The following is a 12,531-nucleotide window of genomic DNA, read 5'->3' on the forward strand; positions in this document are numbered from 1 at the left end:
AAGATATATGCAGCACGTATCTCCGATAAGAGAGCCCTTAGTAACCGGGGGTAAAACTTATGCAGACATCACGGAAGACGTATGTCGGCAGGTGGAAGCCAAGCCGAACATGCGTTGGATGGTGGCCCTGGGGGTTGCTCTGGTTTTCCTCGGCATCTTTATCTACTCTGTATACCGGACCTTATGGTTCGGTATTGGAGAGTGGGGTCTTAATAAAACAGTAGGTTGGGCATGGGATATCACCAACTTCGTATGGTGGGTAGGTATTGGTCACGCCGGTACCCTTATCTCCGCGATCTTGTTGTTGTTCCGCCAGAAATGGAGAACTTCCATTAACCGCGCCGCTGAGGCGATGACCATTTTCGCGGTAATCTGCGCGGCCATGTTCCCGGTTCTGCACATGGGCCGTCCTTGGTTAGCTTACTGGGTATTGCCGCTTCCTAACACGTTTGGTTCCCTTTGGGTGAACTTCAACTCCCCGCTTCTTTGGGACGTGTTCGCGATCAGTACTTACTTCTCTGTATCCCTGGTATTCTGGTACATCGGTCTTATTCCTGACTTTGCCACCATCCGTGACAGAGCTACCGGACCAATCGCCCGCCGAGCTTACGCCTTGTTAAGCTTTAACTGGACAGGTTCTGCCAAACACTGGTCACGTTATGAGACTGTTTCCCTGATTCTGGCAGGTTTAGCAACGCCGCTGGTACTTTCGGTACACACCATCGTATCCATGGACTTTGCAACTTCCGTTATCCCAGGCTGGCACACCACTATCTTCCCTCCATACTTCGTGGCTGGTGCGATCTTCTCTGGTTTCGCGATGGTATTGACCCTGATGATCATTACCCGCAAAACCTTCAAACTGGAAGACTACATCACCCTAGAGCACGTAGAGTCTATGAACAAAGTAATCACTTTGACAGGTTCTATTGTAGGGGTGGCGTATATCACTGAGTTCTTCATTGCCTGGTACTCTGGGGTGGAATACGAGCAATACGCTTTCATTAACCGTGCTACTGGTCCTTATTGGTGGGCTTACTGGTCAATGATGACCTGTAACGTAATCACGCCTCAGTTATTCTGGTTCCGCTCTATCCGTCGCAGCTTAACTGCTACGTTCATCATCTCTATCTTCGTAAACATCGGGATGTGGTTTGAGCGTTTCGTAATCATTGTAACGTCTCTGCACCGTGACTTCTTGCCATCTAGCTGGGTAATGTTCTCCCCAACTTCTATTGATGTGGGAATCTATGTAGGTACGATAGGTTTGTTCTTTACCTTGTTCCTTCTTTTCGCCAAGTTCTTCCCAGTAGTGAACATGGCAGAGGTAAAATCAATTTTGAAATCGTCTACGGGGGTAAGCCACACCCACAACCCAGGCGCATCATTGCATGGCACAGCACCTAACAACTCTCACAAACATGACTAGTAAGAAATATATACTCGGGGTATTCAACGACGAGGATGTGCTGCTGAACGCCATTGAACAGACTCGGGCAGCAGGCACTAAGATCTACGATGTTTTCTCACCATACCCAATTCACGGAATTGACGATGTGTTAGGAATCCAGCGTTCAAGATTACCGATTGTAGCCTTCTTCTGTGGCCTGTGCGGAACCTCTTTTGCGCTTTGGATGCAGATTTACATGCTTGGTTTTGACTGGCCAATGATCATTGGTGGTAAACCGCATATCGCCCTGCCAAGCTTTATCCCGGTAACCTTTGAGTTAACCGTACTTTGCGCGGCCTTTGGGATGGTAATTACGTTCTTTATCATCAGTGGCCTGCGCCCAACCTTGAAGGTTCCTGTTCTGGATGTGCGTTCAACAGATGACAAATACGTGATGGCCATCGAATTGAAAGAAGGAACTGACATCAATAAGTTGAATGATCTTCTCCGTTCACACGGAGCTATTGAAGTAAACGAGAAGGAGGTAGTTAAATAATGAACAATTTCTTTAGAACAGGGGCAAAGGCCTCCTTGATTCTTTTCTCTTCTGCTCTCCTTGCTTCTTGTGGCAGAAGTGATCAGGAACAAGCACTAGAATATGCGCCAGACATGTATTATCCGGTGGCATACGAACCATTGAAGCAGCTGGCTGATAACAAAAACGCTATCAACCCAGGTGGATTGAACATGCGGGTTCCTGCGGCCAATACTATTGCCAGAGGTAAACTTGGGCTTTACACCCATATTTCCAAAGACAGTGCAGAAGTAGCCGGACGTGAACTGGTAAACCCAATTGCCAGAACTACGCAGAACCTGGAAGAAGGAAAAGTACTTTACCTGCGTTTTTGTTCTCCTTGCCACGGCGAAACAGGACAGGGTGATGGATTGGTTGGAGCTAAATTCAAAGGGGTTCCAAATTATACTCAGGGTCGTTACGCTACATTACCGGTAGGTCATATCTGGCACGTGATTACGAATGGCCGTGGACGTATGATGCCGCATGGTACACAAGTGAACGCGGAAGAGCGCTGGAAAATCTCCATGTATGTGCAACAGCTGCAGAAAGGCATCACAGATGCTAGTGGCGCTGATGCCGCTGACACCGGATCACAGTCAACAGATGCTCCGGCAGGCGCAAGTACAGATCAGAATACAAACCCAGTAACAGGTACTACAGCAGATCCAACCAAGGATACGCGTAACTAACCTTAAAGGTATTTTTAGAAATGATAACTGAAGAAAGACTAAACATCCCTGCAAGAGCCACCAAGCGGTTCTTCTTCATGATCGCTATCGGGTTAATTCTCCTGGCAGTTGGTCTTGTCATTGCTGCTAACTCAAGTGGCGGACATGGAGAAGGACATGGAGAAGCTGCCGCTGCAGGGCATCATGCAGCAGGTTGGGGACAGCGTTTATTGGCTAACCTCTGGATGAACAATGTGTACTTTACGGGTATTTCCGTAGTGGGCATACTTTGGGTATCTATCCAGTATGTAGCTTATGCTGGATGGTCCGCATCCATCAAACGTATTCCTGAAGCCTTAGGTAGTTATATCCTGGTAGGTGGTATTGTAATGGTATTGGTATTCTTACTGCCCATTTTGTTCACCGGTCATAATACCTTATTCCACTGGACCGACCATTCTGTACATGAAGTGGGTAATCCAAACTATGACCCTATCATTGTAGGGAAGAGCGGTTACCTGAATGTTACCTTCTACGTGATTAGGATGGTAGCTTACTTTACTCTATGGTTCCTGTTCTTCAAATGGCTGAGAAGAGAATCTATCTCTGAAGATTTGAACGGCGGTCTTGACCATTACAACAAAAGCATCAGATTGGGTGCTACCTTCTTGGTGATCTTCGGGGTTACTTCCTCTATGTCGGCCTGGGACTGGGTGTTGTCAATTGACACGCACTGGTTCAGTACTATGTTCGGTTGGTATGTATTTGCCAGCTGGTGGGTATCTGGACTTGCTGCCATCACCCTTACCATTATCATCCTGAAGCAAATGGGTTACCTGACCATGGTAACTTCTAACCACCTGCACGACTTAGGTAAATTCATTTTCGGTTTCAGCATTTTCTGGACTTACATCTGGTTCTCCCAATTCATGCTGTACTGGTATGCCAACATTCCGGAAGAGGTTATCTACTTCCAGGAGCGATTGGGCGGTAACAACAACCACTATACCTGGATCTTCTTCTTCAACTTGTTAATAAACTTTGCGTTCCCTTTCCTTGTTCTTATGACAAGAGATGCAAAACGCCAGATGCTTATTTTGAAGATTGTATGTATTGCCATCCTGATTGGTCACTGGTTTGACTTCTACATGATGATCATGCCAGGTACTATGGGCGGCGAAAGTGGCTTTGGACTGATTGAAATTGGTACAGCATTGACTTTCTTAGGGATTTTCCTGCTCAGATACACAAAAGAGCTCAGCAAAGCTTCTTTGGTTCCTGTGAATCACCCCTTCCTGGAAGAAAGTGTTCACCATCACGTTTAAGACTTAATTTTAAAGACACGGATAATGATTACAATTGCAGTAGCACTATCAATCCTCCTTTTACTGGTCGTCCTTTATCTCTTATTCAGGATTCAGGTATTGGCTTCAATCTTTAAAGGAAGCTACAGACGTGATATAGGAACAAGCAACAAGGTAAATGCCGCTCTTTTACTGGTGTTCCTTTTTGTGATGGGAGCCCTTTTTGTATGGTCTTTTGCTTCTTCCAAAGAAGAAATGACTTTACCACTTGCCTCTGAGCACGGTATCGCCATTGACAGTATGTTCTGGCTTACCATGGCCATCATTGGCTTTGTATTTGTCCTGACCCACATCTTATTGTTTGTATACTCTTATAAGTATCAGCATCAAGACGGAAAGCGCGCTTACTACTATCCTCACAACAACAAAATTGAGATCATCTGGACTGTAATTCCTGCTGTGGTAATGGCACTCCTGGTGTTCTCAGGCTGGAAGACTTGGGCTAAAATCACCAGCCCTGCTCCGGACAATGCAGTGGTAGTAGAGGTAATGGGTAAGCAGTTCAACTGGCTTATCCGCTACCCAGGCGCAGATAACAAACTTGGTCATGTGAAGCATACCTTAATTGATGCCACAAATGAATTTGGTATTGACCTGAATGACCAGAATGCCAAGGACGATTTCCCTGCTGAACCAAGTGCTTTCCACGTACCCAAGGGTGTACCAGTTCTCTTGAAAATCAGATCAAGAGATGTAATTCACAGTGTGTTCCTTCCTCACTTCCGGGTGAAGATGGATGCCGTACCAGGAATGCCAACCTCCTTCTGGTTTATTCCTACTAAAACTACTTCTGAAATGCAGTCTGAGACTGGTAATGCCAACTTCCAGTATGAATTGGCTTGTACAGAGGTTTGTGGACGTGGTCACTTTGCGATGAAAATGACCATGATTGTGGATGAGCCTGAAGACTATCAGAAGTGGGTGGCTGCCCAACAGCAAAAGACCTTCAGTGTGCAACTTCAAGCAGCTCCAGCTGACAGCACTGCTGCTGTAGCGCTTAATTCTTCTGAAGCCGCAGGTGCCGGAGCAACTGCATCAAAACAATAGTTATACTTTTTTAACAGTATTGTATGTCTAGTACGGATATTTCATTACATAAAGATGTGCACTTAGGGCACGATGATCATCATGATGACCATGACCATGATCAGAGTTTCATAGAGAAGTACATCTTCAGCCAAGACCATAAAGTTATCGCGAAGCAGTTCCTTTTTGCTGGTATCTTCTGGGCTGTGATTGGAGGTGTTCTCTCCAGCTTATTCCGGATGCAGTTAGGTTTCCCGGAGGCTACTTTCACCTTCCTTGAGCCAATTCTGGGCAAATGGGTAGATGGTGGTAAGCTGAACCCAGAGTTCTACCTGGCTTTGGTGACCATGCACGGAACCATCATGGTGTTCTTTGTACTGACGGCTGGTCTTTCTGGAACGTTCAGTAACTTCCTGATCCCGCTTCAGATTGGTGCGCGTGACATGGCTTCTGGTTTCATGAACATGCTATCTTTCTGGTTCTTCTTCCTGGCCAGTGTGATTATGTTCTACTCACTCTTCTTGGAGACCGGACCTGCCGCAGGTGGTTGGACGGTTTATCCACCGCTTAGCGCCTTGCCACAAGCAATCGCTGGTTCAGGTGCTGGTATGACCATGTGGTTGGTTAGTATGGCTTTGTTCATCGTATCCCAGTTGTTGGGTGGTGTGAACTACATTACTACCGTAATCAACATGCGTACCCGTGGCTTGTCTATGACTAAGCTGCCTTTGACCATCTGGGCTTTCTTCCTGACTGCTGTGTTGGGTCTGCTTGCCTTCCCGGTTCTTTTCTCTGCTGCCTTATTGCTGATCTTTGACCGTTCATTTGGTACCAGCTTCTTCTTGTCTGATATCTATGTAGCGGGTGAGGCTTTAACGCACACTGGTGGTAGCCCGGTATTGTTCCAGCACTTGTTCTGGTTCCTGGGTCACCCAGAGGTATACATCGTGATTCTGCCTACTTTTGGTATTGTATCTGAAATTATCGCCACCAACTCACGTAAACCTATTTTCGGTTACCGTGCCATGATTGGTTCAATGTTAGGTATTGCCCTGCTTTCTTTCGTGGTGTGGGCCCACCACATGTTCGTTTCAGGTATGAATCCGTTCCTGGGATCTGTGTTCATGTTCCTGACCCTGATCATTGCGGTTCCTTCTGCGGTGAAGGTGTTCAACTGGATTGCAACGCTGTGGAGAGGTAATATCAACTTCACTCCGGCTATGTTGTTCTCTGTTGCTTTCGTATCGCTCTTCATCTCAGGTGGAGTAACCGGTATCATCCTAGGTAACTCTGCGCTGGATATTCAATTGCACGATACTTACTTCGTAGTGGCTCACTTCCACTTGGTGATGGGTAGCGCGGCTTTCTTTGGGATGTTTGCGGGTGTTTACCACTGGTTCCCTAAGATGTTTGGTCGTATGATGGAGGAGAAACTGGGTTACCTTCACTTCTGGATCACCTTCGCTTGCGTGTACCTGATCTTCATGCCGATGCACTACATTGGTATTGCTGGTTTCCCAAGAAGATACTACACCTGGACTGGTTTTGAGACCTTCAACAAGTTCATGGATATGAACACTTTCATTACCGTGGCTGCGATTGTGGCTTTCGTTGCTCAGTTCTTCTTCCTGTTCAACTTCGTCTACAGCATCTTCAGAGGTAGAAGAGCAACAGAGAACCCTTGGAAATCAAATACCTTGGAGTGGACAACTCCGGTTAATCCGGGTCACGGCAACTGGCCGGGTCCGCTTCCGGTAGTTTACAGATGGCCTTATGACTATAGCAAGCCAGGTGCTCCTGAGGACTTCATTCCACAAAACGTACCTTTCTCTCAAACGCAGTCCTCAAACCTGCCGCACGAGAGAGACACTGAATAGTAACTAATGAAGGACGAATCTTTTATTATTAAAAGGTTTAAGCGCATAGGAGTACTCACTATTGCTTCTGTCTATATATTGATTTTAGTAGGGGGGATCGTTCGTAGCACGGGTTCCGGGATGGGTTGTCCAGACTGGCCGAAGTGCTTCGGATCGTGGGTCCCCCCCACTAGTTTAGAGCAGTTACCTTCAGATTACCTGGAGGTGTATAAAGAGAAGCGCATCCAGAAGAATGAACGCATTGGCCGAGTTCTGCAGGGATTAGGTTTCACCCAAGTGGCCCAGGAGATTTTCGCGCATCCGTCTCAGTACATTGAAACGGAGTTCAATGCCACCAAAACGTGGATTGAATATATGAACAGGTTGGTAGGAGTAGTGATTGGGCTTTTAATTGTTTTAACAGTTCTTTACTCTTTTCCCTTTCTCAAAAGAGACCCTAAGGTTTTCTGGGGAGCAGTAGCCTCTTTATTCCTGGTTGGTTTTCAGGGCTGGCTGGGTTCATTGGTGGTTTCCACCAACCTTTTGCCCGAGATGGTAACCTTACACATGGCTTTGGCTTTGGTAATGGTTGCCTTGTTGATCTACATTGTCATCAGGGTAGAGAGAGAAAAGCTCTTTGCAGATTTTGTCATCCCTTCCGGCAAGCTGAAGTTCTTGTTGGTGGGAGTATTGCTGCTCACTTTCTTTCAGGTGATTCTGGGAACGCAGGTAAGGGAGCAAGTAGATCTGGTGGCATTTGGAGCCAACAACCTGGGTAGAGAAACCTGGATTGAAAAGCTTGGCACCCAGTTCTATGTGCACCGTTCACTTTCCATCCTGCTGGTGGTCATGAATGTAGCGCTCTATATTTCAATGAAGAGGTTAGGTAATGCCAACCTGGTGTTGATTGCCAAAGCTATCCTGGTGGTTATTGCAGCGGAGATTCTGTTAGGGATTATTCTTGCTTACCTGGCTTTGCCGGCAATGGCGCAACCACTTCATTTGCTCTTTGGGACTTTATTGTTCGGGCTGCAGTTTCTGCTGCTCATGATTTATTATTACGCACACAAACCAAATCAACCTTCACCCGAATTGGTGGCATAAACACGTTTATGTACGTACAAGACGTAACATCCAGTGCCCAGACATCATCGGCCATGAGTAAAGCAACCGCTTATTTTCAGCTTTTAAAGTTCCGGCTTTCAGCCACGGTAGCTTTCTCCAGTGCAATTGGTTTCCTGCTAGGCAGACCAAACGCTCCCTGGGTTGATACCGCTTTGGTAATGCTGGGTGGTTTATTAGTGACTGGTTCTGCCAACATCATTAACCAGGTGCTTGAAAAAGACTTGGACAAGATGATGAAGAGAACCGCCAAACGGCCGCTCCCTACGGGCTTGCTTTCAGTGCAGGAAGCCATTATTTTCTGCATTCTGCTATGCCTGGCCGGAGTGGGACTATTAGGATTATATTTCAACTGGCTGGCAGCAGCCTTGTCATTCCTGTCATTACTGCTTTACGGCTTCTTCTACACACCATTGAAGAGAATTTCTCCTATCTGTGTGTTTGTAGGGGCCATACCTGGTGGTTTACCTCCTTTGATTGGTTGGGTAGCCGCTACTGGTTACATAGGAGTAGAGGCATGGATTCTTTTCGGGATTCAGTTTATCTGGCAGTTCCCGCATTTCTGGGCCATTGCCTGGGTGTTGGATGACGATTACAAGAAAGCTGGGTTTAAGATGTTGCCCATGGCAGGTGGAAAGAACCTGAAGACAGCCATTCAGATCATGATCTATACGTTACTGCTTATTCCGCTGGGCTTGTTGCCTATGCAGTTTGGGATGGCAGGGAAAACCTCCGCCTTTATTGCGGTGGTATGTGGTGTTTTGTTTTTAATGCAGACTTTCTATCTCATGCATACCTGCTCTAAACGGGCAGCCATGAACATCATGTTTGGTTCGTTCTTATACTTGCCAATTGTGCAGATTGCTTTTGTGGTAGATAGCTTATAAAAGAGTAAGTAATGATAATGAATCCAGAAATACAGGCAGAGCAAAGACGGGTAAACCCGTTGAAGTTCATGCTTATTTTATTGATCGTAAGCATTGTGATGATGTTTGCGGCCTTCACCAGTGCCTACATTGTGCGCCGGGAAGAAGGAAACTGGCTGGAGTTTGACCTGCCGTCTGTACTGCTTATCAATACCATTGTACTGATTCTGAGCAGTATTTTCATGCAATGGGCTTATGTCTCTGCTAAGAAAGATAACCTGAAGAACCTGAAGATTGCCTTGTTGCTGACTATAGTAGCTGGTACTGCTTTCCTTGTAGGCCAATGGCAGGGTTGGGGCGAGTTGGTGCAGAATAACGTCTACTTTGGCGGAAGCACTTCTAACCCATCTGGCTCTTTTCTGTATGTATTAACCGGTGTTCACGCATTTCACCTGATCACGGGGTTAATTTTTCTAATTATTGTAGTAATTTCGGCACTCAAGTACAAAGTACATTCCAGAAACCTTACCCGTATTGAGTTGTGCACCATTTACTGGCACTTCTTAGGCGCTCTGTGGATCTACTTATACGTATTCCTAGTTTTGAACCATTAATAATTCTGTAACACATATGTCGCAAACAACAACCTTTGAGCAGCCTAACACTGGCACCTGGGATGGAGGGAACGAGCCTTTCAAGGTAAGTTATGGTAAACTGATGATGTGGTTTTTCCTCTTATCAGATGCCTTCACCTTTGCTGCTTTCTTAACTACCTACGGACTGGCCCGTCACCGGCACCAAGCCTACGAAGGAGCTCACGATGCATTCACTTTCTCAACCCAGTGGTGGCCAATTCCAGATAAAGTTTTCAATGCATTTCCTGGTTTCCATGGGGTAGACTGGCCATTGGCTTTTGTGGCCTTAATGACCATGATCCTGATTCTTTCTTCTGTAACCATGGTATTGGCTGTGGAAGCAGGACACAGAATGGATAAAAATGATGTGCAGAAATGGTTGTTGTGGACTATCCTGTTCGGTTCTATGTTCTTGGGTTGCCAGGCATGGGAGTGGACACACTTTATCTCTGGAACAGAGGAAGGCATGAAATTAGCCGATGGTAGTGTGATTCACGGTGCCAACCTGATTGTGAACCAGTACGGACCACCTTTGTTCGCTGATTTGTTCTTCTTCATTACCGGTTTCCACGGAACCCACGTATTCTCTGGTGTGGTATTGTTGATCCTTATTTTCTTCAACACCGTGAATGGCGTATACCATAGAAGAGGACACTATGAAATGGTAGAGAAAGTAGGTCTTTACTGGCACTTTGTAGACTTGGTTTGGGTGTTTGTATTCACCTTCTTCTACTTAGTGTAATTGTTGAATTGATTAAAACTGAATAGACATGGCATCGCATTCACACAATACCGACGAGTTCGCCCACACCGGCGAAATTCCAAAAGCGCAGACCAAAATCATCTGGAAGACTTTCTTCATTCTTGTTGCGATTACCGCAGTTGAGTTTGCCTTCGCTTTCTTCATGGATCCAGGTACTTTGCGTAACGCAATCTTTATTGGACTTACCTTGTTCAAGGCGTTTTACATTGTAGCTGAATTCATGCACTTAAAGCATGAGACCAAAGGCCTGATCTGGGCGATTCTGGTGCCTACCGTATTATTGGTTTGGTTACTTGTTGCCTTACTGGTAGAGGGTACTTTCTACGGAGAGTCAGTTTTCAATTACTTCAAATAATGAGTCCAAAAAAAGCCCTAGTATTGGGTACCCTTCTGTTGGTACCCGTACTAGTGTTTTTATTCCTTAAAATGTTCGGAGTGAATAGATTTTCACTCCGAACTTATTTTCCGGCTACTGTAGATTCTACAATGGTAGATGGGCAGTGGCGCTTTGATACCACCTACCACCGGGTACCAGACTTTCAACTCACCTCCCAAAGCGGTGCTTCCTTTACCCAGAAAGACCTGGAAGGGAAGATCTACGTCGCTAACTTCTTTTCTACTTCCTGCCAGGGTCCTTGCAAACAGATGAGCACCCAACTTTCCAGGGTTCAGGATGCTTTCAGATTGCGGCCCGATGTAAGAATCGTTACCTATTCTCAGAAGCCCCAGGAAGATACTCCTGCGGAACTGAAGGAATATGCTTCCAGCTTTAGGGCTAATCCAGAGAAATGGATTTTTCTTACGGGCCAGGAAGGTCAGATTCAAGCCTTAGTTCAAAACGGTTTCCGGTTAATTTCTCCGCAAGATTCTGCTGCTGGAAACGTTATGGAAGAGCCCATTACCAAGTTTTTCCTGGTTGACAAGCAAAAACATGTGAGGGGAATCTATGACGGCACAGACGCTGCCGAAGTAGACCGATTGATTACCGAAATAAACGTGCTCCTTTCTGAGTACAACCTAGAAAATGGAAAATAAAACCCTGGGTAACCCTAACGATACCCGCTACCTGATTATCATCTCCGTTCTTTCAGTTGTTGTTCCGCTGTTGGTGGCATTCTTGATGTTTATGCCGCAGTCTGGTAAGTTGGGGGACCTGGATGTTTCTTTTCTTCCCCAGTTGCACGCGGTCCTTAATTCGCTCACCGCAATTGCCTTGATAATTGGGTACTACCAGATCAAAAAGCAAAACCGCCGGCTGCATCGCTTTGCTATGGTTTGTGCTTTCATGCTGTCTGTTGTTTTCCTGGTTTCTTATGTGATTTACCATTACCAGGCGGCACCTACGCCTTACGGCGGGGAAGGAACCCTTAGAATGGTGTATTACTTCATTCTCATTACGCACATTGTTCTGGCAGCAGTGATTGTGCCTTTGGTGCTGCTATCAGTTTACTTTGCTTTGTCTGAGCAGTACGCGCGCCATCGAAAGGTTTCCCGCTGGACTTTCCCGTTGTGGTTGTATGTGGCTATTACCGGGGTGGTCGTTTACGTGATGATTTCGCCATATTATAGTTGAAACTTTACCGTGGTAAAGGTGTTCATATAAGTGAGAGATTGGTAGATAGAGATGAAAAAGAAACTTGTATTTTGGTTAAATAGCTTATTCCTGGTAATGCTTTTGACTTTCCAGTCAGCACCCGTGCAGGCCCAATGTGCCATGTGTACCGCCACGGTGGAGTCTTCCAACAATGAGTCCGGAGACAGTATTGCCAATGGCCTGAACAAGGGCATTCTCTACCTGATGGCGATTCCGTACGTGATTGCCGGTTGCGTAGGTTTCTTCTGGTATAAATACAGCCGCAAAAAATAGTGGGCACCTGGGAGCACCTGAAGGCTGGCCTGGAGATGAAATGTCCCCGCTGCCACCAAGGACCCATGTTCTCCCAATCGGCGCTTAATCTCAGGAAATTTGACCAGATGCCTGAGAAATGCCCGGTTTGCGGCTTCCGTTATGAAGTGGAGCTGGGCTTTTACTGGGGTGCCATGTACATGAGCTACGGCCTTTCTGTTTTTATTGTGTTTCTGGTGGGTATTTCCCTTTACTTTTTGGCCAACGATCCGCCCACTTGGGTTTATCTCACCACTGTGGCCTTCACCATCCTGGTTTTTACGCCCATTCTCTTCAGGTACGCACGGGTTATGATGCTTTACTTTTTCGGGAGCGTTTCCTTTGACCCTAAATACAAACGGTCTTAAGCTTTGCTCTA

General features: G+C 46.2%; 15 protein-coding genes. All 15 read left to right on the forward strand.

The genetic code is table 11. The features are described from left to right. Window positions 1-7 precede the first annotated feature (7 nt). The 15 genes from nrfD to J3P35_RS09015 all read left to right on the forward strand — a co-directional run bounded on the left by nrfD (window position 8) and on the right by J3P35_RS09015 (window position 12,520). Window positions 8-1,429, forward strand: a complete 1,422-nt coding sequence (gene nrfD, locus J3P35_RS08945; protein ID WP_210463980.1) for an NrfD/PsrC family molybdoenzyme membrane anchor subunit — start codon at window positions 8-10, stop codon at window positions 1,427-1,429. After that, window positions 1,422-1,946, forward strand: coding sequence for a DUF3341 domain-containing protein (locus J3P35_RS08950; protein WP_210463981.1), 525 nt, complete (start codon window positions 1,422-1,424; stop codon window positions 1,944-1,946). The genes nrfD and J3P35_RS08950 overlap by 8 nt, the downstream gene beginning before the upstream one ends. After that, the gene (locus J3P35_RS08955; RefSeq protein ID WP_210463982.1) at window positions 1,946-2,656 is read left to right on the forward strand and encodes a c-type cytochrome; all 711 of its coding nucleotides are present in this window, start codon (window positions 1,946-1,948) and stop codon (window positions 2,654-2,656) included. The genes J3P35_RS08950 and J3P35_RS08955 overlap by 1 nt, the downstream gene beginning before the upstream one ends. A 20-nt stretch (window positions 2,657-2,676) precedes the next feature. Continuing rightward, window positions 2,677-3,960: a quinol:cytochrome C oxidoreductase gene (locus J3P35_RS08960; RefSeq protein WP_246850045.1), complete on the forward strand. Its 1,284-nt coding sequence runs from the start codon at window positions 2,677-2,679 to the stop codon at window positions 3,958-3,960. 24 nt (window positions 3,961-3,984) lie between these two features. Further along, window positions 3,985-5,046 (forward strand): cytochrome c oxidase subunit II, encoded by a 1,062-nt coding sequence (locus tag J3P35_RS08965; protein WP_210463983.1) that lies wholly within the window; start codon window positions 3,985-3,987, stop codon window positions 5,044-5,046. Between the two features lie 23 nt (window positions 5,047-5,069). Continuing rightward, the gene (locus tag J3P35_RS08970; RefSeq protein WP_210463984.1) at window positions 5,070-6,902 is read left to right on the forward strand and encodes a cytochrome c oxidase subunit I; all 1,833 of its coding nucleotides are present in this window, start codon (window positions 5,070-5,072) and stop codon (window positions 6,900-6,902) included. A gap of 6 nt (window positions 6,903-6,908) precedes the next feature. Further along, window positions 6,909-7,985, forward strand: a complete 1,077-nt coding sequence (locus J3P35_RS08975) for a COX15/CtaA family protein (RefSeq protein ID WP_210463985.1) — start codon at window positions 6,909-6,911, stop codon at window positions 7,983-7,985. A gap of 8 nt (window positions 7,986-7,993) precedes the next feature. Next, window positions 7,994-8,890, forward strand: coding sequence for a heme o synthase (cyoE, locus tag J3P35_RS08980; RefSeq protein ID WP_246850046.1), 897 nt, complete (start codon window positions 7,994-7,996; stop codon window positions 8,888-8,890). Between the two features lie 17 nt (window positions 8,891-8,907). Continuing rightward, window positions 8,908-9,483, forward strand: coding sequence for a cytochrome c oxidase subunit 3 (locus tag J3P35_RS08985; protein ID WP_210463986.1), 576 nt, complete (start codon window positions 8,908-8,910; stop codon window positions 9,481-9,483). 16 nt (window positions 9,484-9,499) lie between these two features. Beyond that, the gene (locus J3P35_RS08990) at window positions 9,500-10,246 is read left to right on the forward strand and encodes a cytochrome c oxidase subunit 3 (RefSeq protein WP_210463987.1); all 747 of its coding nucleotides are present in this window, start codon (window positions 9,500-9,502) and stop codon (window positions 10,244-10,246) included. A 28-nt stretch (window positions 10,247-10,274) separates the two neighbouring features. Next, the gene (locus J3P35_RS08995; RefSeq protein ID WP_210463988.1) at window positions 10,275-10,622 is read left to right on the forward strand and encodes a cytochrome C oxidase subunit IV family protein; all 348 of its coding nucleotides are present in this window, start codon (window positions 10,275-10,277) and stop codon (window positions 10,620-10,622) included. A gap of 80 nt (window positions 10,623-10,702) precedes the next feature. Beyond that, the gene (locus tag J3P35_RS09000) at window positions 10,703-11,302 is read left to right on the forward strand and encodes an SCO family protein (RefSeq protein ID WP_210463989.1); all 600 of its coding nucleotides are present in this window, start codon (window positions 10,703-10,705) and stop codon (window positions 11,300-11,302) included. Next, window positions 11,292-11,840, forward strand: coding sequence for a DUF420 domain-containing protein (locus tag J3P35_RS09005; RefSeq protein WP_210463990.1), 549 nt, complete (start codon window positions 11,292-11,294; stop codon window positions 11,838-11,840). Before J3P35_RS09000 ends, J3P35_RS09005 begins: the two co-directional genes overlap by 11 nt. A gap of 96 nt (window positions 11,841-11,936) precedes the next feature. Continuing rightward, the gene (locus J3P35_RS09010) at window positions 11,937-12,134 is read left to right on the forward strand and encodes a hypothetical protein (protein WP_246850047.1); all 198 of its coding nucleotides are present in this window, start codon (window positions 11,937-11,939) and stop codon (window positions 12,132-12,134) included. Beyond that, window positions 12,134-12,520, forward strand: coding sequence for a DUF983 domain-containing protein (locus J3P35_RS09015; RefSeq protein ID WP_317195362.1), 387 nt, complete (start codon window positions 12,134-12,136; stop codon window positions 12,518-12,520). Before J3P35_RS09010 ends, J3P35_RS09015 begins: the two co-directional genes overlap by 1 nt. Window positions 12,521-12,531 lie beyond the last annotated feature (11 nt).

Source organism: Rufibacter roseolus (assembly GCF_017916365.1).
Lineage (GTDB): Bacteria > Bacteroidota > Bacteroidia > Cytophagales > Hymenobacteraceae > Nibribacter > Nibribacter roseolus.

Bases quoted from the DNA above. Each gene is read 5' to 3' on its own strand.
- J3P35_RS08950 (WP_210463981.1), top strand. From the start codon at position 1,422: ATGACTAGTAAGAAATATATACTCGGGGTATTCAACGACGAGGATGTG.
- J3P35_RS08995 (WP_210463988.1), top strand. From the start codon at position 10,275: ATGGCATCGCATTCACACAATACCGACGAGTTCGCCCACACCGGCGAA.
- J3P35_RS08965 (WP_210463983.1), top strand. From the start codon at position 3,985: ATGATTACAATTGCAGTAGCACTATCAATCCTCCTTTTACTGGTCGTC.
- nrfD (WP_210463980.1), top strand. From the start codon at position 8: ATGCAGCACGTATCTCCGATAAGAGAGCCCTTAGTAACCGGGGGTAAA.
- J3P35_RS09010 (WP_246850047.1), top strand. From the start codon at position 11,937: ATGCTTTTGACTTTCCAGTCAGCACCCGTGCAGGCCCAATGTGCCATG.
- cyoE (WP_246850046.1), top strand. From the start codon at position 7,994: ATGTACGTACAAGACGTAACATCCAGTGCCCAGACATCATCGGCCATG.
- J3P35_RS08990 (WP_210463987.1), top strand. From the start codon at position 9,500: ATGTCGCAAACAACAACCTTTGAGCAGCCTAACACTGGCACCTGGGAT.
- J3P35_RS08955 (WP_210463982.1), top strand. From the start codon at position 1,946: ATGAACAATTTCTTTAGAACAGGGGCAAAGGCCTCCTTGATTCTTTTC.
- J3P35_RS08960 (WP_246850045.1), top strand. From the start codon at position 2,677: ATGATAACTGAAGAAAGACTAAACATCCCTGCAAGAGCCACCAAGCGG.
- J3P35_RS09005 (WP_210463990.1), top strand. From the start codon at position 11,292: ATGGAAAATAAAACCCTGGGTAACCCTAACGATACCCGCTACCTGATT.
- J3P35_RS08985 (WP_210463986.1), top strand. From the start codon at position 8,908: ATGAATCCAGAAATACAGGCAGAGCAAAGACGGGTAAACCCGTTGAAG.
- J3P35_RS08975 (WP_210463985.1), top strand. From the start codon at position 6,909: ATGAAGGACGAATCTTTTATTATTAAAAGGTTTAAGCGCATAGGAGTA.
- J3P35_RS08970 (WP_210463984.1), top strand. From the start codon at position 5,070: ATGTCTAGTACGGATATTTCATTACATAAAGATGTGCACTTAGGGCAC.